Annotated in this window: 24 protein-coding genes; 15 read left to right on the forward strand and 9 right to left on the reverse strand. The window is 53.0% G+C overall.

Annotated elements, in window-relative coordinates; genetic code table 11:
* Positions 1-55 precede the first annotated feature (55 nt).
* Positions 56-1,204 (forward strand): mannitol-1-phosphate 5-dehydrogenase, encoded by a 1,149-nt coding sequence (gene mtlD / locus ACLJPE_RS16310; RefSeq protein ID WP_000645385.1) that lies wholly within the window; start codon positions 56-58, stop codon positions 1,202-1,204.
* The gene (mtlR, locus tag ACLJPE_RS16315; protein ID WP_000193201.1) at positions 1,201-1,791 is read left to right on the forward strand and encodes a mannitol operon repressor MtlR; all 591 of its coding nucleotides are present in this window, start codon (positions 1,201-1,203) and stop codon (positions 1,789-1,791) included. Before mtlD ends, mtlR begins: the two co-directional genes overlap by 4 nt.
* 9 nt (positions 1,792-1,800) lie before the next feature.
* Here the strand turns inward: mtlR and ACLJPE_RS16320 are convergent, their stop codons facing one another.
* On the reverse strand, positions 1,801-2,010 hold the full coding sequence (locus ACLJPE_RS16320; protein ID WP_001062558.1) for a hypothetical protein: 210 nt from the start codon (positions 2,008-2,010) through the stop codon (positions 1,801-1,803).
* Between the two features lie 290 nt (positions 2,011-2,300).
* Here ACLJPE_RS16320 and ACLJPE_RS16325 point away from each other — a divergent pair, with 290 nt between their 5' ends.
* The 7 genes from ACLJPE_RS16325 (at position 2,301) to trmL (ending at position 12,354) form a co-directional block, all read left to right on the forward strand.
* Positions 2,301-2,663, forward strand: coding sequence for a YibL family ribosome-associated protein (locus tag ACLJPE_RS16325; protein WP_000665687.1), 363 nt, complete (start codon positions 2,301-2,303; stop codon positions 2,661-2,663).
* 487 nt (positions 2,664-3,150) lie between these two features.
* Positions 3,151-3,834 (forward strand): DUF3251 domain-containing protein, encoded by a 684-nt coding sequence (locus ACLJPE_RS16330; RefSeq protein ID WP_023233434.1) that lies wholly within the window; start codon positions 3,151-3,153, stop codon positions 3,832-3,834.
* A gap of 43 nt (positions 3,835-3,877) precedes the next feature.
* Positions 3,878-7,903, forward strand: a complete 4,026-nt coding sequence (gene sadA / locus ACLJPE_RS16335; RefSeq protein ID WP_039513504.1) for a trimeric autotransporter adhesin SadA — start codon at positions 3,878-3,880, stop codon at positions 7,901-7,903.
* A gap of 298 nt (positions 7,904-8,201) precedes the next feature.
* Positions 8,202-9,857, forward strand: a complete 1,656-nt coding sequence (gene lldP / locus ACLJPE_RS16340; RefSeq protein WP_001055308.1) for an L-lactate permease — start codon at positions 8,202-8,204, stop codon at positions 9,855-9,857.
* Entirely contained in the window at positions 9,854-10,630 is a 777-nt protein-coding gene (gene lldR / locus ACLJPE_RS16345) for a transcriptional regulator LldR (protein WP_000636700.1), read from the forward strand. Before lldP ends, lldR begins: the two co-directional genes overlap by 4 nt.
* Entirely contained in the window at positions 10,627-11,817 is a 1,191-nt protein-coding gene (gene lldD / locus ACLJPE_RS16350; RefSeq protein WP_000587001.1) for an FMN-dependent L-lactate dehydrogenase LldD, read from the forward strand. The genes lldR and lldD overlap by 4 nt, the downstream gene beginning before the upstream one ends.
* A 63-nt stretch (positions 11,818-11,880) precedes the next feature.
* Positions 11,881-12,354 (forward strand): tRNA (uridine(34)/cytosine(34)/5-carboxymethylaminomethyluridine(34)-2'-O)-methyltransferase TrmL, encoded by a 474-nt coding sequence (gene trmL, locus ACLJPE_RS16355; RefSeq protein ID WP_000932335.1) that lies wholly within the window; start codon positions 11,881-11,883, stop codon positions 12,352-12,354.
* Between the two features lie 182 nt (positions 12,355-12,536).
* Here trmL and cysE read toward each other — a convergent pair whose 3' ends face one another.
* The 5 genes from cysE to ACLJPE_RS16380 form a co-directional block, all read right to left on the reverse strand.
* Positions 12,537-13,358 carry a serine O-acetyltransferase gene (cysE, locus tag ACLJPE_RS16360; RefSeq protein ID WP_001112114.1) on the reverse strand — a complete coding sequence of 274 codons (822 nt, stop codon included), beginning with the start codon at positions 13,356-13,358 and terminating at the stop codon, positions 12,537-12,539.
* Between the two features lie 77 nt (positions 13,359-13,435).
* Positions 13,436-14,455 (reverse strand): NAD(P)H-dependent glycerol-3-phosphate dehydrogenase, encoded by a 1,020-nt coding sequence (gpsA, locus tag ACLJPE_RS16365; protein ID WP_001076596.1) that lies wholly within the window; start codon positions 14,453-14,455, stop codon positions 13,436-13,438.
* Complete coding sequence (secB, locus tag ACLJPE_RS16370) at positions 14,455-14,922, reverse strand: protein-export chaperone SecB (RefSeq protein ID WP_000003370.1); 468 nt, start codon at positions 14,920-14,922, stop codon at positions 14,455-14,457. The genes gpsA and secB overlap by 1 nt, the downstream gene beginning before the upstream one ends.
* A 43-nt stretch (positions 14,923-14,965) precedes the next feature.
* The gene (gene grxC, locus ACLJPE_RS16375; RefSeq protein WP_001273795.1) at positions 14,966-15,217 is read right to left on the reverse strand and encodes a glutaredoxin 3; all 252 of its coding nucleotides are present in this window, start codon (positions 15,215-15,217) and stop codon (positions 14,966-14,968) included.
* An 85-nt stretch (positions 15,218-15,302) separates the two neighbouring features.
* A complete protein-coding gene (locus ACLJPE_RS16380; RefSeq protein ID WP_001156179.1) occupies positions 15,303-15,734 on the reverse strand; it encodes a rhodanese-like domain-containing protein in 432 nt (143 codons plus the stop codon).
* 247 nt (positions 15,735-15,981) lie between these two features.
* On the opposite strand from ACLJPE_RS16380, the gene gpmM reads away from it, so the two are divergent.
* From gpmM to ACLJPE_RS16395, 3 genes are read left to right on the forward strand one after another with little or no spacing between them, the layout of a single operon-like run.
* Positions 15,982-17,526, forward strand: a complete 1,545-nt coding sequence (gene gpmM, locus ACLJPE_RS16385) for a 2,3-bisphosphoglycerate-independent phosphoglycerate mutase (RefSeq protein WP_000116588.1) — start codon at positions 15,982-15,984, stop codon at positions 17,524-17,526.
* A 33-nt stretch (positions 17,527-17,559) separates the two neighbouring features.
* The gene (gene envC / locus ACLJPE_RS16390; RefSeq protein ID WP_058814511.1) at positions 17,560-18,819 is read left to right on the forward strand and encodes a murein hydrolase activator EnvC; all 1,260 of its coding nucleotides are present in this window, start codon (positions 17,560-17,562) and stop codon (positions 18,817-18,819) included.
* A 3-nt stretch (positions 18,820-18,822) separates the two neighbouring features.
* Complete coding sequence (locus tag ACLJPE_RS16395) at positions 18,823-19,785, forward strand: divergent polysaccharide deacetylase family protein (RefSeq protein ID WP_001135514.1); 963 nt, start codon at positions 18,823-18,825, stop codon at positions 19,783-19,785.
* Here ACLJPE_RS16395 and ACLJPE_RS16400 read toward each other — a convergent pair.
* The 3 genes from ACLJPE_RS16400 to kbl all read right to left on the reverse strand — a co-directional run bounded on the left by ACLJPE_RS16400 (position 19,772) and on the right by kbl (position 23,330).
* Positions 19,772-20,806: a glycosyltransferase gene (locus ACLJPE_RS16400; protein ID WP_000798200.1), complete on the reverse strand. Its 1,035-nt coding sequence runs from the start codon at positions 20,804-20,806 to the stop codon at positions 19,772-19,774. The genes ACLJPE_RS16395 and ACLJPE_RS16400 overlap by 14 nt on opposite strands.
* Before the next feature lie 292 nt (positions 20,807-21,098).
* Positions 21,099-22,124, reverse strand: coding sequence for an L-threonine 3-dehydrogenase (gene tdh, locus ACLJPE_RS16405; RefSeq protein WP_000645990.1), 1,026 nt, complete (start codon positions 22,122-22,124; stop codon positions 21,099-21,101).
* Between the two features lie 9 nt (positions 22,125-22,133).
* Positions 22,134-23,330 (reverse strand): glycine C-acetyltransferase, encoded by a 1,197-nt coding sequence (gene kbl / locus ACLJPE_RS16410; protein ID WP_001213790.1) that lies wholly within the window; start codon positions 23,328-23,330, stop codon positions 22,134-22,136.
* 202 nt (positions 23,331-23,532) lie between these two features.
* Here kbl and rfaD point away from each other — a divergent pair, with 202 nt between their 5' ends.
* The 3 genes from rfaD to rfaC are packed head-to-tail and all read left to right on the forward strand — an operon-like array spanning position 23,533 to position 26,467.
* On the forward strand, positions 23,533-24,465 hold the full coding sequence (gene rfaD / locus ACLJPE_RS16415; RefSeq protein ID WP_000587780.1) for an ADP-glyceromanno-heptose 6-epimerase: 933 nt from the start codon (positions 23,533-23,535) through the stop codon (positions 24,463-24,465).
* A gap of 2 nt (positions 24,466-24,467) precedes the next feature.
* The gene (rfaF, locus tag ACLJPE_RS16420; RefSeq protein WP_000699198.1) at positions 24,468-25,514 is read left to right on the forward strand and encodes an ADP-heptose--LPS heptosyltransferase RfaF; all 1,047 of its coding nucleotides are present in this window, start codon (positions 24,468-24,470) and stop codon (positions 25,512-25,514) included.
* Complete coding sequence (gene rfaC, locus ACLJPE_RS16425) at positions 25,514-26,467, forward strand: lipopolysaccharide heptosyltransferase RfaC (protein ID WP_001264614.1); 954 nt, start codon at positions 25,514-25,516, stop codon at positions 26,465-26,467. Before rfaF ends, rfaC begins: the two co-directional genes overlap by 1 nt.
* The last annotated feature ends 16 nt before the right edge of the window (positions 26,468-26,483 follow it).

Raw genomic sequence — 26,483 nt, forward strand, 5'->3', positions numbered from 1 at the left:
GGGAAAAGCCTCACCCCAGCCCTCTCGGGTAAAAACATTAATGAAGGTTAATACTATGAAAGCATTACATTTTGGCGCAGGTAATATCGGTCGTGGCTTTATCGGCAAACTGCTGGCTGACGCGGGGATACAACTGACGTTTGCGGATGTAAACCAGGTCGTACTCGATGCCCTGAATGCCCGTCATAGCTATCAGGTTCATGTTGTGGGTGAAAATGAGCAGGTGGATACCGTTTCCGGCGTCAACGCTGTCAGCAGCATCGGCGATGATGTTGTCGACCTGATTGCCCACGTTGATTTAATCACTACTGCCGTGGGTCCGGTTGTGCTTGAGCGTATCGCTCCGGCCATCGCTAAAGGGCTGGTAAAACGTAAGGCGCAGGGCGTGGATGCCCCGCTGAATATCATCGCCTGTGAAAATATGGTGCGCGGCACCACACAGCTCAAAGGTCATGTGATGAACGCGCTGGCGGATGGCGATAAAGCCTGGGTTGAACAGCACGTCGGTTTTGTCGATTCCGCCGTTGACCGTATTGTGCCGCCATCTGCTTCCGCCACCCATGACCCGCTGGAAGTGACGGTAGAAACCTTCAGCGAGTGGATCGTCGATAAAACCCAGTTTAAAGGCGCGTTGCCGACCATTCCGGGGATGGAGTTAACGGATAACCTGATGGCATTTGTCGAACGTAAACTCTTCACGCTGAACACAGGTCATGCTATAACCGCGTACCTCGGCAAATTAGCCGGTCATCAAACCATTCGCGACGCCATTCTCGATGAGAGTATTCGCGCGGTGGTTAAAGGCGCGATGGAAGAAAGCGGCGCGGTGCTGATCAAACGCTACGGTTTTGACGCCGACAAACATGCGGCATACATTCAGAAAATCCTCGGTCGTTTTGAAAACCCGTATCTGAAAGATGATGTTGAGCGCGTTGGACGTCAGCCGCTACGCAAACTCAGCGCGGGCGACCGTCTGATCAAACCGCTGCTTGGCACCCTGGAATATGGTCTGCCGCATGTGAATCTGGTCAAAGGGATCGCGGCGGCGATGCATTTCCGTAGTGAAGAAGATCCGCAGGCACAGGAACTGGCCGCGCTGATTGACGAAAAAGGTCCACAGGCCGCTCTGGCGCAAATTTCCGGGCTGGATGCCAATAGCGATGTGGTGGCGGAGGCGGTTAACGCTTATAACGCGACCAAATGACGCAGAACCCGGCGCAGGTTAGCCTGCGCCCAAATAACAGATTGTCAGATATGCAGGCAATAATGGAACAAACCCAGGCCTTTGAAAATCGTGTGCTTGAGCGTCTGAATGCTGGCAAAACCGTACGGAGCTTCCTGATTACTGCCGTCGAGTTATTGACCGAGGCGGTGAATATTCTGGTGCTCCAGGTGTTTCGCAAAGACGACTATGCGGTGAAATACGCTGTGGAACCGTTGCTGGACGGCGACGGACCGCTGGGCGATCTTTCGGTACGTCTGAAACTTATCTATGGCCTGGGCGTACTCAGCCGCACCGAATATGAAGATGCGGAGCTGTTAATGGCGCTGCGCGAAGAGCTGAATCACGACGGCAATGAGTACGCCTTTACCGACGATGAAATCCTCGGGCCGTTTGGCGAACTACACTGCGTCATGGCGCTGCCGCCGCCGCCGCATTTTGATACGTCCGACGCGGCGCTCTACGCCATGCAAATTCAGCGCTACCAGCAGGCGGTGCGTTCGACGATGGTTCTCTCCCTGACCGAGCTGATTTCTAAAATCAGCTTAAAAAAGGCCTTTCAAAAGTAAATCCCGCCGTTAACCTCTTTCTTCTTCTTTTGGTCGGTACAGCCGCCGGTAATATTCCAGACGCTGCAAATAAATGGGCGCGCTCTCCGACGGCACCTCGGAAGGAACATAATCACGCGGCGGCGTTTTATTCAGGTATTCACGGAACGCCTGGCTGGACGCCATAAAATCGACGGCTTTATCAATAAGAAGTGGTACGTTCTCACCTATTTTTGCCATGATAGATCCTCCATGTGTGACCCGCGTCTGACTCCCGCGGTCGCTTATTTGAGTTTAGGATCAATTTAGCGTTGTCATTGAGGAAAATGTGCTTAATCGCTTTTCTTGTCGGCAAAAAAGGCGCTTCATCTTTTCTTTCGAAAAAAAGATTTTATTCTCAAAGAGATAACTAAATAATTAGCGGTGTAATACTTGCCATAATTGATTATCTTTACGTCATGAGTTGTGAAGAATCACTCACTGCGCGCATACTATAGGGTATCTATCCCATTTCTATCAGAAGCAATCCCATGAAAGAAGTTGAAAAAAACGAAATTAAACGCCTGAGCGATCGTCTTGACGCTATTCGCCACCAGCAGGCAGGTCTCTCTCTGGTTGAATCCGCCGATAAATACGCGGAGCTGGAAAAAGAAAAAGAGACGCTGGAAGCAGAAATTATCCGTCTGCGCGAAGTACACAGCCAGAAACTGAGTAAAGAAGCGCAGAAGCTGATGAACCTGCCGTTTCGCCGCGCGATCACTAAAAAAGAGCAGGCCGACATGGGCAAGTTGAAGAAAAGCGTGCGTGGCCTGATCGTGGTCCACCCGATGACGGCGCTGGGCCGGGAAATGGGGCTCAAAGAGATGACAGGTTTCGCGAAGAGCGAGTTCTAAACCTTCCGCATCCCAGGCTCTCAGGACACCCGTTGTACGGAGGATGTCTTGAGAGCATCGGGCTATATTCCGAATTTTTCATGGAAGTATTTACACCGATTATATACAAGTTCATTTTTAACGGTAATCCCTGCTTTTTCAGGATGAAAAATCCCACTATCGTGCCTGTTTGTATTTATACAATGAATTTTTTCATCCCCTTTTCTCATATCCCGCAGAATATGATTGACCCGCAAAATTAAATAACATTATCATCCATGAAAAAAAATGCTCATACATAAACATTATAATTATATTTTTATAAAGTATTGCTATGAGTAATTGATAAACAACGTCGGGTATTTGCACATTCCCATAGAAACAATGAATGTTTTAATTATAACCATATATTAATGGCTATTGGCAATGCTCGCAAAATGATGAGTTAGCTGTATAAATAACAGGTTAACTATTTATATTATATAAATTATTAACAAGGATATTTTATATGCACAAAAATGGAAAATTTATCCCCCTGCTTGCTTTGGGATTCACATTCTTTTTATCTGGTTGTGACTACTTTGCAGATAAACACCTTGTTGAAGAGCTGAAAAAACAACAAAAAGAACAAGAAACAAAGATAAACCTGTTAGAAAAACAACAAAAAGAACAAGAAGCAAAGATGAATTTGCTAGAAAAACAACAAGCTACGGTTTTCAACACAACTCAAAAGGTCGCCGAAGTCGTTGGTCGCATTGAACGCAAACAACGGCTATTCGACTACACAGAACTGGATCCATCACAAACGCGCTATTTTATTATTAACAACGGCAATATCGGATTAGCCGGGCGTATTCTATCTATTGAGCCAATAGATGATGGAAGTGTTATTCATCTTGATTTAGTTAACTTACTCAGCATTCCCGTATCAAACCTTGCGTTTAATATGACATGGGGTACGAAAAAACCTTCCGAGGCAAAAGATCTGCCTCGCTGGAAACAACTCCTGCTTAACACGAAAATGGATTCGACAATCGAACTTTTACCGGGAACATGGACAAACGTCACGCTAACATTAAAAGGCGTATCGCCCAATAATCTTAAGTATCTAAAAATAGGTATTAACATGGAGAATGTCATATTCGACAGCATACAACCTATTAATGATACGAAAAAGAAGCCAAAAAAATAATAGCCATTGATACAACTATTTTAGAAAAGGAAAGCACTTATCCATGAACAGAATATTTAAAGTCCTCTGGAATGCCGCTACGGGAACATTTATTGTCACCAGCGAAACAGCAAAAAACCGCGGCAAAAAAAGCGGCCGCAGAAAGCTGGCGGTTTCCGCACTCATCAGTCTTAGCAGCATTATGGTTTCTGCGGATGTATTGGCCAATGCAGGTAAAGATACTGGCAGCGGTGTTACTCCATCCGGCTCCACTGCAGGAACAGGGTGGATTGCAATTGGTACCGATGCCACAGCCAATACTTACACCAACGTTGATGGCGCAAGCGCCGCAATGGGTTATAAAGCCTCCGCGATGGGGAAATGGAGTACCGCCATTGGATCATACAGCCAGTCCACCGGCAACTCTTCGCTAGCGCTTGGCGTAAAATCCGTTTCAGCCGGTGACCGGGCTATTGCGATGGGGGCCTCATCCTCAGCTGGCGGGAGTTATTCGATGGCAATGGGCGTGTATGCCGATTCGAGCGGCACAAACTCGGTTGCATTAGGTTATAAATCTGTCGCAAGCGGAGCAAATTCCGCTGCATTAGGTTATCAAGCCACTGCGAGCGGCGACGACAGCGCTGCATTTGGTAATGGCGCACAAGCGATAGGCACCAACTCAGTTGCCCTTGGCGCGGGCTCTACCGCTCTGGAAGACCATTCAGTCGCCGTGGGTAACAGCACCACTCAGCGGCAGATCACCTACGTTGCTAAAGGCGACATCAATGCCAACAGTACCGATGCCGTTACAGGCGCGCAAATTTATTCTTTAAGTCAATCCGTCGCCGATCGACTAGGCGGAGGGGCTTCCGTTAATTCTGATGGTACAGTGAATGCGCCCCTCTACAAGGTGGGCACAGGCACCTACAATAACGTAGGCAGTGCGTTAAGCGCACTTAACTCTTCTATCACGAATACAGAGGCCTCTGTCGCAGGATTAGTCGATGACGCATTGCTGTGGGATGGCAACACAAGCGCATTCAGCGCTAACCACAGCGGAAGCGACAGCAAGATTACCAATCTGGCGGCAGGTACCCTGGCCGCGGACAGCACCGACGCCGTTAACGGCTCCCAGCTGTTTGCCACCAATGAAAATGTGTCTCAGAACACCACGGATATCGCTGCCAATACCGACAGCATTAACCAGAACACCACTGATATTGCCACCAACACCACCAATATCAACAGTCTGAGCAACTCCGTCACCACGCTCACCGACGATGCCCTGTTGTGGGATGCAGCCTCTGGCGCATTCAACGCTAACCACAGCGGAAGCGACAGCAAAATCACCAATCTGGCGGCAGGCACCCTGGCCGCAGACAGCACCGACGCCGTTAACGGCTCCCAGCTGTTTGCCACCAACGAAAATGTGTCTCAGAACACCACTGATATCACTGCCAATACCGACAGCATTAACCAGAACACCACTGATATCGCCACCAACACCACCAGTATCAACAACCTGAGCAACTCAGTTACCACGCTCACTGACGATGCCCTGTTGTGGGATGCAGCCTCTGGCGCATTCAACGCTAACCGCAACGGAAACGCCAGCAAAATCATTAATGTCGCCGCCGGGGACCTTTCTGAAGACAGTACAGACGCGGTGAACGGCTCCCAGTTGTATGAAACCAACCAGAAGGTGGATCAAAACACCTCTGCTATCGCAGATATTAATACGTCCATCACTAACCTTAGCTCTGACAACCTGAGCTGGAATGAGACAACGAGTTCGTTCTCTGCCAGCCACGGAAGTAGTACAACAAACAAAATCACCAACGTTGCTGCCGGAGAGCTGTCTGAAGAAAGTACCGACGCGGTTAACGGATCGCAGCTGTTCGAAACCAATGAAAAAGTGGATCAGAACACGACCGATATCGCTGCCAATACCACCAACATCACTCAGAACAGCACCGCGATTGAGAACCTGAATACTTCTGTCTCCGACATTAATACGTCCATTACCGGCCTCACTGATAACGCTCTGTTATGGGACGAAGACATCGGCGCTTTCAGCGCAAACCACGGTGGAAGCATCAGTAAAATAACCAATGTCGCCGCCGGGGCGCTTTCTGAGGACAGTACAGACGCGGTAAACGGCTCACAGTTGTATGAAACCAACCAGAAGGTAGATCAAAACACCTCTGCTATCGCGGATATCAATACGTCCATCACCAATCTTGGTACCGATGCACTGAGCTGGGATGACGAAGAGGGTGCGTTCAGCGCCAGCCACGGTACCAGCGGTACCAATAAGATAACCAATGTGGCAGCAGGTGAAATCGCCAGTGACAGTACTGACGCTGTTAATGGCTCTCAGCTTTATGAAACTAACATGCTGATTTCTCAGTATAATGAATCTATTAGCCAACTAGCCGGCGATACCAGCGAAACCTATATCACGGAAAATGGTACCGGCGTGAAATACATCCGTACGAATGATAACGGGCTTGAAGGCCAGGATGCATACGCAACGGGTAACGGCGCAACGGCAGTGGGTTACAACGCCGTCGCATCCGGTGCTTCGAGTCTGGCGCTTGGAGAGAACAGCAGCAGCAGCATTGAGGGCAGTATCGCTTTGGGCAGTGGCTCCACCTCTAACCGCGCGATTTCATCAGGTATACGAGCAACGAGCGTAACAAGCGATGGCGTCGTCATTGGCTACAATACAACAGACAGAGAGTTGCTGGGCGCGTTGTCATTGGGGACGGATGGAGTAAGCTATCGTCAAATTACCAACGTTGCGGACGGCTCTGAAGCGCAAGATGCGGTAACAGTTCGTCAGTTACAAAATGCCATTGGTGCGGTCGCCACTACACCGACCAAGTACTACCACGCAAACTCAACGGAAGAAGATTCACTGGCTGTCGGGACTGACTCACTGGCAATGGGTGCGAAAACCATCGTCAATGCTGATGCAGGTATTGGTATTGGTCTGAATACACTGGTGATGGCTGATGCCATCAACGGTATTGCTATCGGTTCTAACGCACGCGCCAACCATGCAAATAGTATTGCAATGGGTAATGGTTCTCAGACCACTCGCGGCGCACAGACTGACTACACCGCCTACAACATGGACACACCGCAGAACTCTGTCGGTGAGTTCTCTGTCGGCAGTGAAGACGGTCAACGTCAGATCACTAACGTCGCGGCGGGTTCGGCAGACACCGATGCCGTAAACGTTAGTCAATTGAAAGTCACCGACAGCCGTGTTGCCGCAAATACCGAAAGCATTAATAACCTGAACACGCAGGTGAGTAGTCTTGATACTCGCGTCACCAATATTGAAAACGGCATTGGCGATATCGTCACTACCGGTAGCACCAAGTACTTCAAGACCAACACTGATGGCGTAGATGCAAATGCCCAGGGTGCGGACAGCGTCGCGATTGGATCTGGCTCTATTGCTGCCGCTGAAAACAGCGTAGCGTTAGGCACAAATTCAGTCGCAGATGAAGCTAATACTGTGTCTGTCGGCTCTTCTACCCAACAACGCCGTATTACCAACGTTGCCGCAGGGGTGAACAACACTGACGCGGTTAATGTGGCGCAACTGAAAGCTTCAGAAGCAGGCTCCGTGCGTTATGAAACCAATGCAGATGGTTCGGTTAACTATAGCGTGCTCAACCTGGGAGACGGGAGTGGCGGTACCACTCGGATCGGCAATGTTTCAGCGGCGGTGAACGATACGGATGCGGTTAACTATGCGCAATTGAAACGCAGCGTCGAAGAAGCAAACACCTATACCGACCAGAAAATGGGTGAAATGAACAGCAAAATCAAAGGGGTAGAAAACAAGATGAGCGGCGGTATCGCCTCAGCGATGGCCATGGCCGGTCTGCCACAAGCCTACGCCCCAGGTGCCAACATGACCTCGATTGCTGGCGGTACATTTAATGGTGAAAGTGCCGTCGCCATTGGTATCTCCATGGTAAGTGAAAGCGGGGGCTGGGTGTATAAATTGCAAGGAACCAGTAACAGCCAGGGCGATTACTCTGCAGCTATTGGCGCTGGCTTCCAGTGGTAATGGAGTAACCATACTCCCGACATCAAAGGCAATGGCATTATGCCATTGCCTTTTCACTTCCCTTTGCTGTCCTCACCCCTTAATTGGCCCTACCAATTCCCGCTGAATGCGACCACATGTTCACATTTCATTAAATTACCCCTACAATATCGTTGCCAATAAATAACATCTGTTTAACTATTCATTGTCATTATCCATACACAACAATATTGGCAGGACCACTTTTACACATAATGTGACCCCAACGAGATGAGCAAAGATTCATCCCATTATGCGTGTGGTTCTCAGGAGACCTGCAATGAACCTCTGGCAACAAAACTATGACCCGGCGGGTAATATCTGGCTTTCCAGCCTGATCGCATCGCTCCCAATCCTGTTCTTCTTTTTCGCCCTGATTAAACTCAAGCTGAAAGGCTACGTTGCCGCTTCGTGGACGGTGGTTATCGCGCTCGCCGTCGCGCTGCTGTTCTATAAAATGCCGGTCGATCACGCGCTGGCATCAGTCGTGTATGGCTTCTTCTATGGGCTATGGCCGATTGCCTGGATAATCATCGCCGCGGTCTTCGTCTATAAAATTTCGGTAAAGACCGGGCAGTTTGACATTATCCGCTCGTCAATTCTGTCGATTACCCCCGATCAACGTCTGCAAATGCTGATTGTCGGCTTCTGCTTCGGCGCGTTTCTTGAAGGCGCGGCGGGTTTCGGCGCGCCGGTGGCGATAACCGCCGCGCTGCTGGTGGGTCTGGGCTTTAATCCGCTGTATGCGGCAGGGCTGTGTCTGATTGTAAATACCGCGCCGGTCGCCTTTGGCGCGATGGGTATTCCGATTCTGGTTGCCGGACAGGTCACGGGCCTGGACAGCTTTGAAATCGGTCAGATGGTAGGCCGCCAGTTGCCATTCCTGACCATTATCGTGCTGTTCTGGATTATGGCGATTATGGACGGCTGGCGCGGCGTGAAAGAAACCTGGCCTGCGGTAATGGTCTCTGGCGGTTCATTTGCTATCGCCCAGTATCTCAGCTCCAACTTTATCGGGCCGGAACTGCCGGACATTATCTCTTCTCTGGTGTCTCTGGTGTGTCTGACGCTGTTCCTCAAACGTTGGCAGCCGGTACGCATCTTCCGCTTCGGCGATATGGGCGCGTCGCAGGTCGATCAGACGCTGGCCCGTACCCGTTATACGACAGGACAAATTGTTCGCGCCTGGTCGCCGTTCCTGTTCCTGACCGCCACGGTCACTCTCTGGAGCATACCGCCGTTCAAAGCGCTGTTTGCCCCCGGCGGCGCGCTGTATGACTGGGTAATTAACGTTCCGGTACCGTATCTCGATAAACTGGTCGCCCGTATGCCGCCGGTCGTACACGAAGCGACCGCTTACGCGGCGGTGTATAAATTTGACTGGTTCTCCGCCACCGGCACAGCGATCCTGTTTGCCGCGCTGTTGTCTATCGTCTGGCTGAAAATGAAACCCTCAGCCGCAATCCAGACCTTCGGCAGCACGCTGAAAGAGCTGGCGTTGCCGATTTACTCCATCGGCATGGTGCTGGCGTTCGCGTTTATCTCGAACTATTCCGGGCTTTCCTCCACGCTGGCGTTAGCGCTGGCGCACACCGGCAGCGCCTTCACGTTCTTCTCGCCGTTCCTCGGCTGGCTGGGGGTATTCCTGACCGGCTCGGATACCTCATCTAACGCGCTGTTTGCCTCTCTACAGGCTACCGCGGCGCAGCAAATCGGCGTTTCGGATGTGCTGATGGTGGCGGCAAATACCACCGGCGGCGTGACCGGCAAGATGATCTCGCCGCAATCTATCGCCATCGCCTGCGCGGCGGTGGGGCTGGTAGGGAAAGAGTCCGATCTGTTCCGTTTTACCGTCAAACACAGCCTGATCTTCACCTGTATGGTGGGCGTGATCACTACGCTTCAGGCCTATGTTTTAACCTGGATGATTCCGTGATTGTGATGCCAAAACGCCTGTCAGACGAGATTGCCTCTCGCGTGCGGGCGCTGATTGAAGAACAAAACCTGGAAGCGGGCATGAAATTGCCCGCCGAGCGCCAGTTGGCTCTACAGCTTGGCGTATCACGCAACTCTTTACGCGAAGCGCTGGCGAAGCTGGTCAGTGAAGGCGTGCTGGTGAGTCGTCGCGGCGGCGGGACATTTGTCCGCTGGCAACACGAAACCTGGTCTGAACAGAATATCGTTCAGCCGCTGAAAACCCTGCTGGCGGACGATCCTGATTACAGCTTCGACATTCTGGAAGCCCGCCACGCCATTGAAGCCAGTACGGCCTGGCACGCCGCCATGCGGGCCACCAGCGCCGACAAAGAGAAGATCAGACTCTGCTTTGATGCGACGCTCAGCGAAGACCCGGATCTCGCCTCCCAAGCCGACGTGCGCTTTCATCTGGCGATCGCGGAAGCCTCGCACAATGTGGTGCTGTTGCAAACCATGCGCGGTTTCTTCGATGTCCTGCAATCCTCCGTCAAACAGAGTCGCCAGCGTATGTATCTCGTTCCGCCCGTATTCTCAAAGCTGACGGAACAACACCAGGCGGTGATGGACGCCATTCTGGACGGTAACGCCGACGGCGCGCGTAAAGCGATGATGGCGCACCTCAGTTTTGTCCACACCACGATTAAACGATTTGATGAAGACCAGGCCCGCCAGGCGCGTATTACCCGCCTGCCCGGCGACCATAATGAGATGACCAGGGAGAATAAATCATGATTATTTCAGCAGCCAGCGATTATCGCGCCGCAGCTCAGCGCACACTGCCTCCTTTCCTCTTCCACTACATCGACGGCGGCGCGTATGCGGAATATACCCTGCGCCGAAATGTGGAAGACCTGTCGCAGGTCGCTCTGCGCCAGCGCGTGCTGAAAAATATGTCCGATTTAAGCCTGGAAACGACCCTGTTTAACGAAACGTTGTCGATGCCGGTGGCATTAGCGCCGGTCGGTCTGTGCGGCATGTACGCCCGTCGCGGCGAAGTACAGGCCGCCGCCGCCGCAGACGCAAAGGGCATTCCGTTCACCCTTTCCACCGTCTCCGTCTGTCCGATTGAAGAAGTCGCCCCCACGCTTAAACGCCCCATGTGGTTTCAGCTCTACGTATTACGCGATCGTGGTTTTATGCGCAACGCGCTTGAACGAGCGAAAGCGGCGGGCTGCTCCACGCTGGTCTTTACCGTGGATATGCCGACGCCGGGCGCGCGCTACCGTGACGCCCACTCCGGGATGAGCGGCCCAAACGCGGCCATGCGCCGTTACTGGCAGGCGGTGATGCACCCTAAATGGGCGTGGGATGTCGGCCTGAACGGTCGCCCGCATGATTTAGGCAATATTTCCGCCTATCTGGGTAAACCGACCGGCCTTGAGGACTATATCGGCTGGCTGGCAAATAACTTCGATCCGTCCATCTCCTGGAAAGATCTGGAGTGGATACGCGAATTCTGGGACGGCCCAATGGTGATCAAAGGGATCCTCGATCCAGAAGATGCCCGCGATGCGGTACGTTTCGGCGCTGACGGTATTGTGGTGTCGAATCACGGCGGCCGCCAGCTCGATGGCGTGCTCTCTTCCGCCCGCGCCCTGCCCGCCATTGCCGATGCGGTGAAAGGTGATATCGCCATTCTGGCGGATAGCGGGATTCGTAACGGGCTGGATGTCGTGCGTATGATTGCGTTGGGGGCCGATACCGTACTGCTGGGTCGGGCCTATCTCTACGCGCTGGCGACGGCAGGAAAAGCGGGTGTCGCCAACCTGCTGGACCTGATCGAGAAAGAGATGAAAGTCGCCATGACCCTGACCGGCGCGAAATCCATTAGTGAAATCAGTGGCGATTCACTGGTGCAGGAACTGGGGAGAAGTTTGCCCGCCGCGCTGGCGCCAATGAGCAAAGGCGATGCCGCCTGAACGCCTGGCGCGTGAGAGCCCGGTAAATTTCTGCTATTCTGCCCCCGCATTTAAGGGGGCATCATGCTTAACATCGTACTCTTCGAACCAGAAATCCCGCCGAATACCGGCAACATCATTCGTCTTTGCGCCAATACCGGCTTTCGTCTGCACATCATCGAACCGATGGGGTTTACCTGGGATGATAAGCGCTTACGCCGCGCAGGGCTGGACTATCACGAATTCGCCGCGGTTCAGCGCCATCACGATTATGCCGCCTTTGTCGCCGCTGAAAATCCGCAGCGCCTGTTTGCGTTGACGACAAAGGGCACGCCCGCCCATAGCGCCGTAAGCTATCAGGATGGCGATTATTTGATGTTTGGCCCGGAAACGCGCGGCCTGCCCGCCAGCATTCTCGATGCGTTGCCTAAAGAGCAGAAGATTCGCATTCCGATGATGCCGGATAGCCGTAGCATGAACCTGTCGAATGCGGTGTCGGTGGTGGTGTATGAAGCGTGGCGCCAGTTAGGATACCCCGGCGCGGTATTGCGCAGTTGATTTGTGCCGGATGGCGGCTGACGCCTTATCCGGCCTACATTAATATTGATAATATTCGTTTCGAGCGTTATCGGCGCAGCCAGATTGGACACGGACTGCGCTTGTCTACCTGAGCGTACACGCAATACGAGAGGATGACGAGCATAGCCCAGGTTCAATATGGCAAGTAAGATAGCTCGAAATCAGATGCCGTCGCCATACTCAAACGTATGGTGTAGCCCGTTGAAATGCTGGTCCATATCCATCGACGGCTTATCGCTGCCCGGCTTGCCGACAATACGCGCCGGAACGCCTGCGGCGGTAGTGTGCGGCGGGACAGGCTGTAAAACAACGGAACCTGCGCCAATTTTCGCGCCGCGCCCCACCTCGATATTGCCGAGAATTTTCGCGCCCGCGCCAATCATCACGCCTTCGCGGATTTTAGGATGGCGATCGCCGCTCGTTTTCCCGGTACCGCCCAGGGTGACGGATTGCAGAATCGACACATCATCTTCAATAACCGCCGTCTCCCCCACCACAATACCGGTGGCATGGTCGAGCATAATCCCGCGGCCAATTTTCGCTGCCGGGTGAATATCCACCTGAAACGAGACCGAAACCTGATTTTGCAGGAAGATAGCCAGCGCGCGGCGACCTTTATTCCACAACCAGTGACCAATGCGGTAGGCCTGTAGCGCATGAAAGCCTTTCAGATATAACAACGGCGTGGAGTATTTATCCACCGCCGGATCGCGAGTGCGCACGGCCTGAATATCGCAGGCTGCCGACGCGATCATTTCCGGGTCGGCGGCATAGGCTTCTTCAACTACTTCACGGATAGCGATAGCGGGCATGATGGGCGAAGCCAGTTTATTTGCCAGCATATAGCTCAGCGCACTGCCCAGATTTTCATGCTTGAGTAGAGTGGCGTGATAAAAACTGGCCAACATAGGCTCACAGTCAGCTAAAGCGCGGGCTTCAGCTTTAATATTCTTCCAGACGATTTCCAGTTCTTCACACGGCATGGCTTACTCCAGACGGGCAGAAAACGACCAACCCGTTCTGTGCGGGTTGGGTCGTTTATGCAAACAGTTCCTTACGGCTAGTGGCGACTCAGCTCTTCCTTGCGGGCGCGACCTAATAACGTTAATGCTGCCTCGCGCGCGTTTTTTCCGCAATACAATACTTGATAAATTTCCTCGGTTATTGGCATTTCAACACCAAAACGGTGCGCCAATTCACGAACTTCTTTCGTATTGCGATAGCCTTCGACCACCTGGCCAATCTTATCCTGCGCGCCTTTAACGTCCATGCCCTGGCCAAGCATCATGCCAAAACGACGGTTGCGCGACTGGTTGTCGGTACAGGTCAGCACCAGATCGCCTAAGCCCGCCATCCCCATAAAGGTGGCGGGATCGGCGCCAAGCGCTGCGCCAAGCCGCGACATTTCGGTCAGTCCACGCGTGATTAGCGCCGTGCGGGCGTTCGCGCCGAAGCCGATGCCGTCAGACATCCCCGCGCCAATCGCAATCACGTTTTTCACCGCGCCGCCAAGCTGCACGCCGATAAAATCCGCATTGATATAGACGCGAAAACTTTTTCCGCAGTGCAACAGTTGCTGGAGATCGTCGGCAAAGGTCTCATCGGTTGAGGCCAGCGAGATTGCCGTCGGCAAACCCGCCGCCAGCTCTTTAGCGAACGTCGGACCGGAAATCACCGCCAGCGGGATTTGATCGCCTAACGCCTCGCGAGCGACATCCTGCAACAGGCGCCCCGTTTCCGCTTCCAGGCCTTTGGTCGCCCATACCAGACGCGCATCCGGACGCATCAGCGGTTTAATCTGCCGCAGCACGTCGCTGAAAACATGGCTTGGCACCACCACCAGAATGTTACGACTGGCCGCCAGCGCGGTTGCTAAGTCGCTTTCCAGGTGTAACGTATCGGGAAAAGGCACATCGGGAAGGAACGCGACGTTGCAGCGATCGTGCTCCAGGGTCGCGATATGTTTTGGGTCGTGGCCCCACAGGACAACCTGGTGGCCGTTTCTCGCCAGAGTGATGGCAAGAGCGGTGCCGTACGAGCCGGCACCGATGACTGTCATTGACGCATTACTTTGGTTCATCAGGCATCCTGATGTTCTTCAGTACCTTCGCCAGCCTGCTGCTGCAAATAGTTCATGAACAGCGCATCAAAGTTGACCGGCGCAAGGTTCAGTTGCGGGAACGTACCGCGTGAAACCAGGCTGGTGATGCACTCGCGAGCATACGGGAACAGAATGTTCGGGCAGTATGCGCCCAGGCAATGCGCCATCTGAGTACCTTCAATACCGCTGATGGAGAAAATACCGGCCTGCTGAACTTCGCACAGGAACGCGGTTTCTTCCCCCAGGGAAGCCGTTACGGTAACACGCAGCACAACTTCATAAACATCATCCGCCAGTTGGGAAGATGCCGTATCAAGATCCAGTTTAACCTCTGGCTGCCAATCTTTCTGGAAAACATGCGGTGCGTTTGGCGCTTCGAAAGAAACATCCTTGGTATAGATACGTTGGATCTGGAAAGCCATTTCAGTGTTATTTTGTTCTGACATGTGTAAAACCCTTTAGTGTTGTCCTTAAATACTTGAGTACGCCTTAACGCAACAGCGGATCCAGTCCACCACGCGCATCCAGCGCATACAAGTCGTCACAACCGCCAATGTGCTGTGCATCAATAAAAATTTGCGGAACCGTCGTTCGGCCACTACGTTTGATCATCTCTTCACGCTTCACGGCGTCGCCGTCAATCGCAATTTCCTGGAAACTCACGCCCTTGCTGTTTAACAGCGCCTTTGCACGATGGCAAAACGGGCAGGTTGCTTTGGTGTAGATTTCAATATTGGCCATGACTTCGCTCCTGTTTTTTACCCGATGGATTTCATGTCGACGCAAGGGCAAGTCATTCCCCTTACGTCATGAAAACGACGGGTAATCACTTACCGCGCACCAGAGGCAGATTCTCGCCGCTCCAGCCTGCTACGCCTTCTTTCAACACAAAGACCTTTTCAAAGCCGGCTTTTGTCAGCGCGTTAGCGGATTCCTGGCACTGCATACCAGAACCGTCGACCACGATAATCGGCTTGTCTTTGTGCTTTTCCAGTTCGCCAACATTGTTGGCTTTGATTTCGCTCGGCAGCAAATTGGTCGCGCCAGCGATATGGCCTTTACGGAAATCATCACGTTGACGTAAATCCACAACAACGGCGTCCTCTTTGTTGATAAGGCGCGTGGCTTCGCCGCGTGTAATCACCTTAACTTTTGAAGTCAGACCTTTGAACGTGGTAAATAAAACCGCCACCAGTAACGCAATCCAGGCGATACTCAGTATGGGATGACGGCCAACAAATTGCATAATTTCTTGCATGGGGGGTAACAACTCCCGACGTAGTGATTAAAAAACCAGGAAAGGAGTATACCTGCGCAGTGGCGCAAATACAGCCAGAGCGTGCACTGGAATGCATTTTTGCGGGGCGCTACGAAAAAAAATCACGCTATTACTTGCCTTCTCACGCCAGCGCGATCCCTTTCTTTGATCTTCTGAGGCTATTTTATCGATTCAGCTGTAGTAAAATTACGCAATTATTTTGTCTATTGAGTATGAGGTTGTCGCAATGTCGGTTTCTAAAAAACCTATGGTACTGGTGATTCTGGATGGCTACGGCTACCGTGAAGAACAGCAGGATAACGCTATCTTAAACGCCAAAACCCCGGTGATGGATGCTCTGTGGGCAAAACGTCCGCATACCCTGATCGACGCATCCGGTCTGGAAGTGGGTCTGCCTGACCGCCAGATGGGCAACTCCGAAGTGGGCCACGTTAACCTGGGCGCAGGCCGCATCGTTTATCAGGACCTGACGCGTCTGGACGTTGAAATTAAAGAACGTACTTTCTTTGCTAACTCAGTCCTGACCAATGCGGTAGACCAGGCGAAAAACGCCGGTAAAGCGGTTCATATTATGGGTCTGCTGTCCGCGGGCGGCGTCCACAGCCACGAAGATCACATTATGGCGATGGTAGAACTGGCCGCAGAGCGCGGCGCAGAAAAAATCTATCTGCACGCCTTCCTCGACGGTCGCGATACGCCGCCGCGCAGCGCTGAAGCCTCGCTGAAAAAATTCGAAGACAAATTCGCCGCGCTGGGCAAAGGCCGCGTGGCGTCTATCGTCGGTCGTTACTACGCTATGGACCGCGACAACCGTTGGGATCGCGTGGAAAAAGCGTATGATCTGATGACCCTGGCGCAGGGCGAATTCCAGGCGGATACCGCTGTGGCTGGCCTGCAGGCCGCTTACGCTCGTGATGAAAACGATGAGTTTGTCAAAGCGACCGTTATCCGCGCCGAGGGCCAGGCTGATGCGGCGATGGAAGACGGCGATACGCTGATTTTCATGAACTTCCGCGCTGACCGCGCGCGCGAAATTACCCGCGCTTTCGTTAACGCTGATTTCGACGGCTTTGCGCGTAAGAAAGTGGTTAATCTGAACTTTGTGATGCTGACCGAATACGCCGCCGACATCAAAACTGCCGTTGCCTACCCACCAGCGTCGCTGGCGAATACCTTTGGCGAATGGATGGCGAAAAACGACAAAACTCAGCTGCGTATTTCCGAAACGGAAAAATATGCGCACGTAACCTTTTTCTTTAACGGCGGCGTAGAAGAACCGTTTGCTGGCGAAGAGCGCATTCTGATCAACTCACCGAAAGTGGCCACTTATGACCTGCAACCGGAAATGAGCTCTGCAGAATTGACTGAAAAATTGGTCGCGGCGATCGAAAGCGGTAAGTACGACACCATCATTTGTAACTATCCAAACGGCGATATGGTCGGTCATACCGGCGTGATGGAAGCCGCCATCAAAGCGGTGGAAGCGTTGGATAACTGCATTGACCAGGTAACAAAAGCGGTTGAGTCCGTTGGTGGACAACTGTTGATTACCGCGGACCACGGCAACGCGGAGCAGATGCGCGATCCGGCGACCGGTCAGGCGCATACCGCCCACACCAACCTGCCGGTGCCGCTGATTTATGTCGGCGAGAAAAACGTGAAGGCGGTCGAAGGCGGCAAACTTTCAGACATTGCGCCTACCATGCTGTCGCTGATGGGGATGGAAATCCCGCAAGAGATGACTGGTAAGCCGCTGTTCATCGTGGAATAATCCCTCCCCATGAGGGGAAAGGCGATTAACACCATTCAACAGGCCGTGAAACCAAGAACGTTTTCAGTCAGGCCTTTGTTCTACGCCAGCGTACTTAGCGCTGGCGTATTGTTGTGCGCCTTTTCCGCCCACGCAGATGACCGTGATCAACTCAAATCTATTCAGGCCGATATCGCCGCGAAAGAACGCGACGTACGCCAGCAGCAGCAACAGCGCGCCAGCCTCCTGGCACAACTGAAAGCCCAGGAAGAGGCCATCTCGGCCGCAGCGCGTAAGCTGCGCGAAACGCAAAGCACTCTGGATCAGTTAAACGCGCAAATTGATGAGATGAACGCCTCAATTGCCAAACTGGAGCAGCAAAAAGCCAGCCAAGAGCGTAATCTCGCCGCGCAGTTGGACGCCGCTTTCCGCCAGGGCGAACACACCGGCATTCAGCTTATTCTTAGCGGAGAAGAAAGCCAGCGTGGGCAACGCCTGCAGGCCTACTTCGGCTATCTGAACCAGGCGCGCCAGGAGACTATCGCCGAACTGAAACAGACTCGCGAACAGGTCGCCACGCAAAAAGCCGAGCTGGAAGAGAAGCAAAGCCAACAACAAACGTTGCTGTATGAACAACGCGCCCAGCAGGCGAAGCTGGAGCAGGCGCGTAATGAACGTAAGAAAACGCTTGCCGGACTGGAGTCGTCTATTCAGCAAGGCCAGCAACAGTTAAGCGAACTACGCGCCAACGAATCACGCCTACGCAACAGTATCGCGCGGGCGGAAGCGGCGGCCAAAGCGCGAGCGGAGCGTGAAGCCCGCGAAGCGCAGGCGGTACGCGATAAGCAGCAGGAAGCCTCGCGTAAAGGTAGCACCTATAAGCCGACGGAAAGCGAGCGTTCGCTAATGTCCCGCACCGGCGGTCTGGGCGCGCCTCGCGGTCAGGCATACTGGCCGGTACGCGGCCCGATATTGCATCGCTATGGCGAACGGCTGCAGGGTGAGCTACGTTGGAAGGGGATGGTGATCGGCGCGTCGGAAGGCACCGAAGTCAAAGCCATCGCCGACGGCAGGGTGATTCTGGCGGACTGGCTGCAAGGCTATGGCCTGGTGGTGGTCGTGGAGCATGGTAAAGGCGATATGAGCCTTTACGGCTATAACCAGAGCGCGCTGGTCAGCGTAGGCGCGCAGGTGCGCGCCGGACAACCTATCGCCCTTGTGGGCAGTAGCGGCGGTCAGGGCAGACCCTCGCTTTATTTCGAAATTCGTCGCCAGGGTCAGGCCGTCAATCCACAGCCGTGGTTGGGAAGATAAGTTTTGCCTCAGTTTCGTCGCTCCATTCTCACGCTGGCCACTTTGCTGGCGTTTGCACATCCCGTTTTCGCTGGCAAGCTCGCCATCGTGATTGATGATTTTGGCTATCGCCCGCACACGGAAAACCAGGTTCTGGCGCTGCCGCCAAACATCTCCGTCGCCGTGCTGCCCAACGCGCCGCACGCGCGCGAAATGGCAACTAAAGCGCACAATAGCGGGCATGAGGTGTTAATCCATCTGCCGATGGCGCCGCTAAGCAAACAGCCGCTGGAGAAGGATACGCTGCGACCAGATATGAGCAGCGATGAGATCGAGCGCATTATCCGCGAGGCGGTAAACAACGTGCCGTATGCCGTCGGGCTTAATAACCACATGGGCAGCGCAATGACTTCCAGCCTGTTCGGTATGCAAAAAGTGATGCAGGCGCTGGAACATTACAATCTCTATTTTCTCGACAGCATGACGATTGGCAATAGCCAGGCGATGCGCGCGGCATCCGGTACGGGTGTGAAAGTGATCAAGCGCAAAGTGTTCCTCGACGATACGCAAAACGAGGCGGATATCCGCCGTCAGTTTAATCGCGCTATCGAACTGGCCCGTCGCAACGGTTCCGCTATCGCGATTGGTCATCCGCATCCCGCAACGGTTCGCGTGCTGCAACAGATGGTTTATCGCCTGCCGGCGGATATCACCCTGGTACGTCCAGGCAGCCTGCTCAACGAACCGCAGGTAGATACGTCCCGACCTGGTTTGACGCCGCAGAAAATTGACGCGCCGCGCAATCCCTTTCGCGGCGTGAAGATGTGCAAGCCGAAAAAACCGCTGCAACCGGTCTACGCTACGCGCTTTTTCAGCGTCATCGGCGAGAGCATTACGCAAAGTTCCGTGGTTGTCTGGTTTCAGCACCAGTGGCAAGGCTGGGGGAAAATCGCCGCGCCTAAAAACGTGAGCGCTAAGACAGATTGAGCGCCTTACGGGCCATACGACGGTGCGACAAAGTTTTGTCGCGCCATTGCCACAGCCGGAAAGACCAGAGTAGCGTCTGATAAGCCGCTTTCGCGCTGCGGACGTTAGCCATCATCCGTCTATACATGCCAGAAGTAAAAATTTCGGCAATCATACGCTGGCGGGTCAAAATATCAGGTTCTTTACGCACCGCATGACAAACGCGTAACGCTTCCCAGGTAATTTGCTGGCGAAATTCCGGGTAAATCGGAATACGACGGGCATAATCACGATTGAGCTTTTCTAATAATCGCGTAATTTTAATATAATGCCGCTGATAATTAAGATTTTTATTGCCTTGTCTTTGCAAACGGCTTACCGAATTATCATGCAGGAAATATTTATATAATGATTGTTCGGTATAACGTACGCGCGTGGCATTAAACATAACTTCCGTCGACCATAATATGTCCTGATGATGTAGTCCGGGAACGAAAGTAATATTGTTATCGGTAATTAACGCACGTCGATACACGCCCATCCAAACAACATGCGTCCAGCGCCGCGAGGCCAGCGCCATACGCAACCAATCCGGTCCGCTTAATACCCCGGTGGAACGCAGACGATCGGTCGGAATAGATTGCCAGGCGTGCCCGGTTTTTCGGACGCACCAGTCCGCATTACACTGCGCAACGTCCAGATCATCGTTAAGCGCCATGGTCATCAGCGTTTCATACATCTTCGGGTAGACCAGGTCATCCGCATCGACAAAGGCGACGTAATCGCCGGTCGCCGCTTGCAGGCCAAGATTACGGGCGACAGATGCGCCAGCATTGGCCTGATGAAGCAGTCGAACATGCGGGTAATGTTCCGCGTAATGTTTTGCTATCTCAACGGAATGATCTGTCGATCCATCATTCACAATAATAATTTCCAGCGCCGACCACGTTTGCGCGATTAACGACGCCATGCAAGCATTAAAATCCGCTCCCGCATTATATAACGGGACAATGATACTCACTTTGGTTTTACTATTTTTCATAACGATTACCAGAAAAACCTTAATTTACCCTGCCTTTATACTGTGGCTCTATTAAGAAACTATTAAGTCGCCATAATTAATTTTTACAGTAAAAAGCAAGCACAAAACTCAGAGTAGAGCGTGACGTTAGCGAGTAAAATAAGAGTAAAGCGCAATTACGAATGCTTGATGTCTATGACAATTCTTTACGGCTTTCCAGATTTTCCCTAACAAAAAAGGTTGGCGAATGACACCAACCTTTTACGATGAAACGTATATCAGACCCGATAAAATTATCGGGTCTCTATACATATTAATCCCAGCTCAAAATAACTTTTCCTGACTGGCCTGAACGCATGGCGTCAAAACCTTTCTGGAAATCATCAATAGAGAAACGATGGGTGATAATCGGTGACAGATCCAGACCGGACTGGATCAGCGCCGCCATTTTGTACCACGTTTCGAACATCTCACGACCATAAATACCTTTAATGAACAAGCCCTTAAAGATAACTTTTGTCCAGTCGATAGACATATCTGATGGCGGAATCCCCAGCATCGCAATACGACCGCCGTGATTCATGGTGTCCAGCATGGTACGAAACGCCGGCGGCGCGCCGGACATCTCCAGACCCACATCGAACCCTTCGGTCATTCCCAGCTCCGCCATGACGTCGTTCAGGCTCTCTTTCGCGACGTTGACCGCGCGGGTGACGCCCATTTTACGCGCCAGCTCCAGACGGTATTCATTGACGTCAGTAATCACCACATGACGCGCGCCGACATGTTTCGCCACCGCGGCGGCCATTACGCCGATTGGCCCCGCCCCCGATACCAGTACATCTTCGCCGACCAGATCGAAAGACAGCGCCGTATGCACCGCATTACCAAACGGGTCGAAAATAGAGGCTAAATCATCAGAAATGTTATCCGGGATTTTAAACGCATTGAACGCCGGGATGACCAGGTATTCCGCGAAGCAGCCGGGACGGTTGACGCCCACGCCAGTGGTGTTGCGACACAGGTGAGTACGACCGCCGCGGCAGTTGCGGCAATGACCGCAGGTGATATGACCTTCGCCGGAGACGCGATCGCCGATTTTAAAGCCTTTCACTTCCTGACCGATGCCGACCACTTCGCCGACATATTCATGCCCCACGACCATCGGAACCGGGATGGTTTTTTGCGACCAGTCATCCCAGTTATAGATGTGAACGTCAGTGCCGCAGATGGCTGTTTTACGGATTTTAATCAGCAAATCGTTATGGCCGACTTCCGGTTCCGGAACGTCGGTCATCCAGATGCCCTCTTCCGCTTTCAGTTTGGATAACGCTTTCATCTTACATCCTCAGGCAATCACGCCCAGTTGTTTACCAATACGCGTGAACGCGTCTACCGCACGCGTAATTTGCTCAGGCGTATGCGCCGCAGACATCTGGGTACGAATACGCGCCTGACCTTTTGGTACGACCGGATAGAAGAAACCGGTAACGTAAATGCCCTCTTTTTGCAGTTCGCGGGCAAATTTCTGCGCGACAACCGCATCTCCCAGCATTACCGGGATGATGGCGTGATCCGCGCCTGCCAGCGTAAATCCCGCGGCAGACATCTGCTCACGGAACTGCCGGGCGTTCGCCCACAAGCGATCGCGCAGTTCTGCGCCCGCTTCCACCATCTCTAACACTTTAATAGAAGCCGCCACGATCGCCGGCGCCAGGGAGTTGGAGAACAGATATGGGCGGGAACGCTGACGCAACCACTCAACGACCTCTTTACGCGCCGCGGTATAGCCGCCGGATGCGCCGCCTAACGCTTTGCCCAGCGTACCGGTAATAATATCTACGCGGCCCATTACGTCGCAGTATTCATGGGAACCGCGACCGTTTTCGCCGACAAAGCCTACCGCGTGAGAATCATCAACCATCACCAGCGCATCGTATTTATCGGCCAGATCACAGACGCCTTTCAGATTGGCGATGACGCCATCCATTGAGAACACCCCGTCGGTGGCGATCAGGACATGACGCGCGCCGGCTTCACGCGCCTCTTTCAGCCGCGCTTCCAGCTCAGCCATATCGTTGTTGGCATAGCGATAGCGCTTCGCTTTACACAAACGCACGCCGTCAATGATAGACGCGTGGTTCAGCGCGTCGGAGATAATGGCGTCTTCCGCGCCCAGCAACGTCTCAAACAAGCCGCCGTTAGCGTCGAAACAGGAGGAATACAGAATCGCATCTTCCATGCCGAGGAAGCTTGCCAGCTTTTGCTCCAGCGCTTTGTGGCTGTCCTGGGTGCCGCAGATAAAACGCACGGACGCCATACCGAAACCGTGGCTGTCCATTCCCGCTTTTGCGGCATTAATCAGCTCAGGGTGATTCGCCAGCCCGAGATAGTTATTGGCGCAAAAGTTAATAACGTGGCTTCCATCCGCCACGGTGATATCCGCCTGCTGCGCAGACGTAATAATGCGCTCTTCTTTAAACAATCCTTCCGCCCGGGCGGTTTCCAGATCGTTGGTTAACTGTTTGTAAAAATCCCCACGCATTGCGATTCTCCAGACTGGGCAAATTTCAGCACATATTACCCAAAGCGATACGTTGATACGAGATGACGCGTCATCACTTCTTTAAAATGCAGCATAAATCACGCGTATCCTCACGGGTTATCAGTGAATGGATGAATAGTGTTATGATAAGAGCATTCATGTCTGAGACAGTCTCTGACACCATAATTCAAAGGTTACAGTTATGATCATCGTTACCGGCGGCGCGGGCTTTATCGGCAGCAATATCGTTAAAGCCCTGAATGATAAAGGTATCACCGATATTCTGGTGGTGGATAACCTGAAAGACGGCACCAAGTTTGTAAACCTGGTGGATCTGAACATTGCTGACTATATGGATAAGGAAGATTTCCTGATCCAGATTATGTCCGGAGAAGAGCTCGGCGATATCGAAGCTGTTTTCCATGAAGGTGCCTGCTCTTCCACCACCGAGTGGGACGGCAAGTATATGATGGATAATAACTATCAATACTCCAAAGAGCTACTGCACTATTGTCTTGAGCGCGAAATCCCGTTCCTTTACGCCTCTTCTGCCGCCACCTATGGCGGTCGCACGTCTGACTTCATCGAATCGCGCGAATACGAAAAACCGCTTAACGTTTACGGCTATTCTAAATTTCTGTTTGATGAATATGTGCGCCAGATCCTGCCAGAAGCGAACTCGCAGATTGTCGGTTTCCGCTATTTCAACGTCTATGGACCACGTGAAGGCCATAAAGGCAGCATGGCAAGCGTGGCTTTTCATCTGAATACACAGTTAAACAACGGCGAAAGTCCGAAACTGTTTGAAGGCAGCGAAAACTTCAAGCGCGACTTCGTTTACGTGGGCGATGTGGCCGCCGTTAACCTGTGGTTCCTGGAAAGCGGCAAGTCCGGCATCTTTAACCTGGGCACAGGCCGTGCGGAATCTTTCCAGGCCGTCGCCGACGCGACGCTGGCATACCATAAAAAAGGTAGCATTGAATACATTCCGTTCCCGGATAAGCTGAAAGGTCGCTATCAGGCGTTTACGCAGGCGGATTTAACCAATCTGCGCAACGCGGGCTACGACAAACCCTTTAAGACCGTCGCCGAAGGCGTCACGGAGTATATGGCCTGGCTGAACCGCGACGCGTAAGTATGAAAATTTTGGTCATTGGCCCGTCCTGGGTGGGCGACATGATGATGTCGCAAAGTCTCTATCGCACGCTTAAAGCGCGCTATCCCCAGGCGATAATCGACGTGATGGCGCCAGCCTGGTGCCGTCCGTTGTTATCGCGTATGCCGGAAGTTAACGAGGCGATACCCATGCCGCTGGGCCACGGCGCGCTGGAAATCGGCGAGCGCCGTAGATTGGGCCATAGCCTGCGTGAGAAGCGCTACGATCGCGCCTGGGTGCTGCCAAATTCGTTTAAATCGGCGCTGATTCCTTTCTTTGCCAATATCCCGCACCGTACCGGCTGGCGCGGCGAAATGCGCTATGGCCTGCTGAACGATGCGCGCGTCCTTGATAAAGACGCCTGGCCGCTGATGGTGGAGCGCTACGTGGCGCTGGCCTATGACAAGGGCGTGATGCGCACGGCGAAAGATCTGCCGCAGCCGCTACTCTGGCCACAGCTCCAGGTTAGCGAGGGTGAAAAGTCGCTGATGTGCAGCGATTTTTCGCTATCTTCTGAACGTCCTCTGATTGGCTTTTGCCCCGGCGCGGAATTTGGCCCGGCAAAACGTTGGCCGCACTATCACTACGCCGAACTGGCAAAACAGCTCATTAACGAAGGGTATCAGGTCGTACTGTTTGGCTCGGCAAAAGACCATGAAGCCGGAAATGAGATCCTGGCGGCGCTGAATAGCGAGCAGCAGGCATGGTGTCGCAACCTGGCGGGGGAAACCCAGCTGGAACAGGCCGTCATTCTGATAGCCGCCTGTAAAGCCATCGTCACCAACGATTCCGGGCTAATGCACGTCGCGGCGGCGCTCGACCGCCCGCTGGTCGCCTTGTATGGCCCAAGTAGCCCGGATTTCACGCCGCCGCTGTCTCATAAGGCCCGGGTGATTCGTCTTATTACGGGTTATCACAAAGTGCGTAAAGGCGATACGGCGCAAGGCTATCACCAGAGCCTGATCGATATCACGCCGCAGCGGGTTCAGGAAGAGCTTCATTCGCTGTTGTCGGAAGAGGGCGTTTAATGCGGGTTTTGATCGTTAAAACATCATCGATGGGCGACGTATTACATACCCTGCCTGCGCTTACCGACGCGCAACAGGCGATTCCGGGGATTCAATTTGATTGGGTTGTCGAAGAAGGGTTTGCGCAAATTCCGTCCTGGCACAGTGCTGTCGATCGCGTGATTCCCGTCGCTATTCGCCGTTGGCGCAAGGCCTGGTTTTCCGCGCCCATCAAAGCGGAACGCACAGCCTTTCATCGGGCGGTATGCGCATACCAATACGACGCTGTGATTGATGCGCAGGGGCTGGTGAAAAGCGCGGCGCTGGTGACGCGTCTGGCGCATGGGATAAAGCACGGTATGGACTGGAGTACCGCCCGCGAACCGCTGGCCAGCCTGTTTTATAACCGTAAACACCATATCGCAAAGCAACAACATGCGGTTGAACGGACGCGCGAACTGTTCGCCAAAAGTCTGGGATACGATAAACCGCAGTCGCAGGGCGATTATGCCATCGCAAAACATTTTCTGCATTGCCAGCAGGCGGTTAGCGATCCGTATGCGGTGTTTTTACATGCCACGACCCGCGATGATAAACACTGGCCGGAAGCAAACTGGCGCGAGCTTATCGGCCTGGTGGGCAACACCGGATTACGGATAAAACTTCCCTGGGGCGCGCCTCATGAGGAGGCCCGGGCTAAACGACTGGCCGAAGGCTTTGACTATGTGGATGTGTTACCGCGTATGAGCCTGGAGGAGGTCGCCAGAGTGCTGGCTGGCGCAAAATTTGTCGTATCGGTTGATACCGGCCTGAGCCATCTCACCGCCGCGCTCGACAGACCGAATATTACGCTATATGGCCCAACGGACCCTGGGTTAATTGGAGGTTATGGGAAGAACCAAATGGCATGCTGCTCACCAGAACAGAACCTGGCGAATTTAGATGCCACAAGCGTATTTGGAAAGATTCATTAAAGAGACTCTGTCTCAT

The organism is Salmonella sp. SAL04196 (assembly GCF_046550835.1).
Classification (GTDB): Bacteria; Pseudomonadota; Gammaproteobacteria; order Enterobacterales; family Enterobacteriaceae; genus Salmonella; species Salmonella enterica.

Excerpts from the sequence above, each read along its gene's own strand:
- mtlD (WP_000645385.1), top strand. The coding sequence starts at position 56 with ATGAAAGCATTACATTTTGGCGCAGGTAATATCGGTCGTGGCTTTATC.
- mtlR (WP_000193201.1), top strand. The coding sequence starts at position 1,201 with ATGACGCAGAACCCGGCGCAGGTTAGCCTGCGCCCAAATAACAGATTG.
- ACLJPE_RS16320 (WP_001062558.1), bottom strand. The coding sequence starts at position 2,010 with ATGGCAAAAATAGGTGAGAACGTACCACTTCTTATTGATAAAGCCGTC.
- ACLJPE_RS16325 (WP_000665687.1), top strand. The coding sequence starts at position 2,301 with ATGAAAGAAGTTGAAAAAAACGAAATTAAACGCCTGAGCGATCGTCTT.
- ACLJPE_RS16330 (WP_023233434.1), top strand. The coding sequence starts at position 3,151 with ATGCACAAAAATGGAAAATTTATCCCCCTGCTTGCTTTGGGATTCACA.
- sadA (WP_039513504.1), top strand. The coding sequence starts at position 3,878 with ATGAACAGAATATTTAAAGTCCTCTGGAATGCCGCTACGGGAACATTT.
- lldP (WP_001055308.1), top strand. The coding sequence starts at position 8,202 with ATGAACCTCTGGCAACAAAACTATGACCCGGCGGGTAATATCTGGCTT.
- lldD (WP_000587001.1), top strand. The coding sequence starts at position 10,627 with ATGATTATTTCAGCAGCCAGCGATTATCGCGCCGCAGCTCAGCGCACA.
- trmL (WP_000932335.1), top strand. The coding sequence starts at position 11,881 with ATGCTTAACATCGTACTCTTCGAACCAGAAATCCCGCCGAATACCGGC.
- cysE (WP_001112114.1), bottom strand. The coding sequence starts at position 13,358 with ATGCCGTGTGAAGAACTGGAAATCGTCTGGAAGAATATTAAAGCTGAA.
- gpsA (WP_001076596.1), bottom strand. The coding sequence starts at position 14,455 with ATGAACCAAAGTAATGCGTCAATGACAGTCATCGGTGCCGGCTCGTAC.
- secB (WP_000003370.1), bottom strand. The coding sequence starts at position 14,922 with ATGTCAGAACAAAATAACACTGAAATGGCTTTCCAGATCCAACGTATC.
- grxC (WP_001273795.1), bottom strand. The coding sequence starts at position 15,217 with ATGGCCAATATTGAAATCTACACCAAAGCAACCTGCCCGTTTTGCCAT.
- ACLJPE_RS16380 (WP_001156179.1), bottom strand. The coding sequence starts at position 15,734 with ATGCAAGAAATTATGCAATTTGTTGGCCGTCATCCCATACTGAGTATC.
- gpmM (WP_000116588.1), top strand. The coding sequence starts at position 15,982 with ATGTCGGTTTCTAAAAAACCTATGGTACTGGTGATTCTGGATGGCTAC.
- ACLJPE_RS16400 (WP_000798200.1), bottom strand. The coding sequence starts at position 20,806 with ATGAAAAATAGTAAAACCAAAGTGAGTATCATTGTCCCGTTATATAAT.
- tdh (WP_000645990.1), bottom strand. The coding sequence starts at position 22,124 with ATGAAAGCGTTATCCAAACTGAAAGCGGAAGAGGGCATCTGGATGACC.
- kbl (WP_001213790.1), bottom strand. The coding sequence starts at position 23,330 with ATGCGTGGGGATTTTTACAAACAGTTAACCAACGATCTGGAAACCGCC.
- rfaD (WP_000587780.1), top strand. The coding sequence starts at position 23,533 with ATGATCATCGTTACCGGCGGCGCGGGCTTTATCGGCAGCAATATCGTT.
- rfaF (WP_000699198.1), top strand. The coding sequence starts at position 24,468 with ATGAAAATTTTGGTCATTGGCCCGTCCTGGGTGGGCGACATGATGATG.
- rfaC (WP_001264614.1), top strand. The coding sequence starts at position 25,514 with ATGCGGGTTTTGATCGTTAAAACATCATCGATGGGCGACGTATTACAT.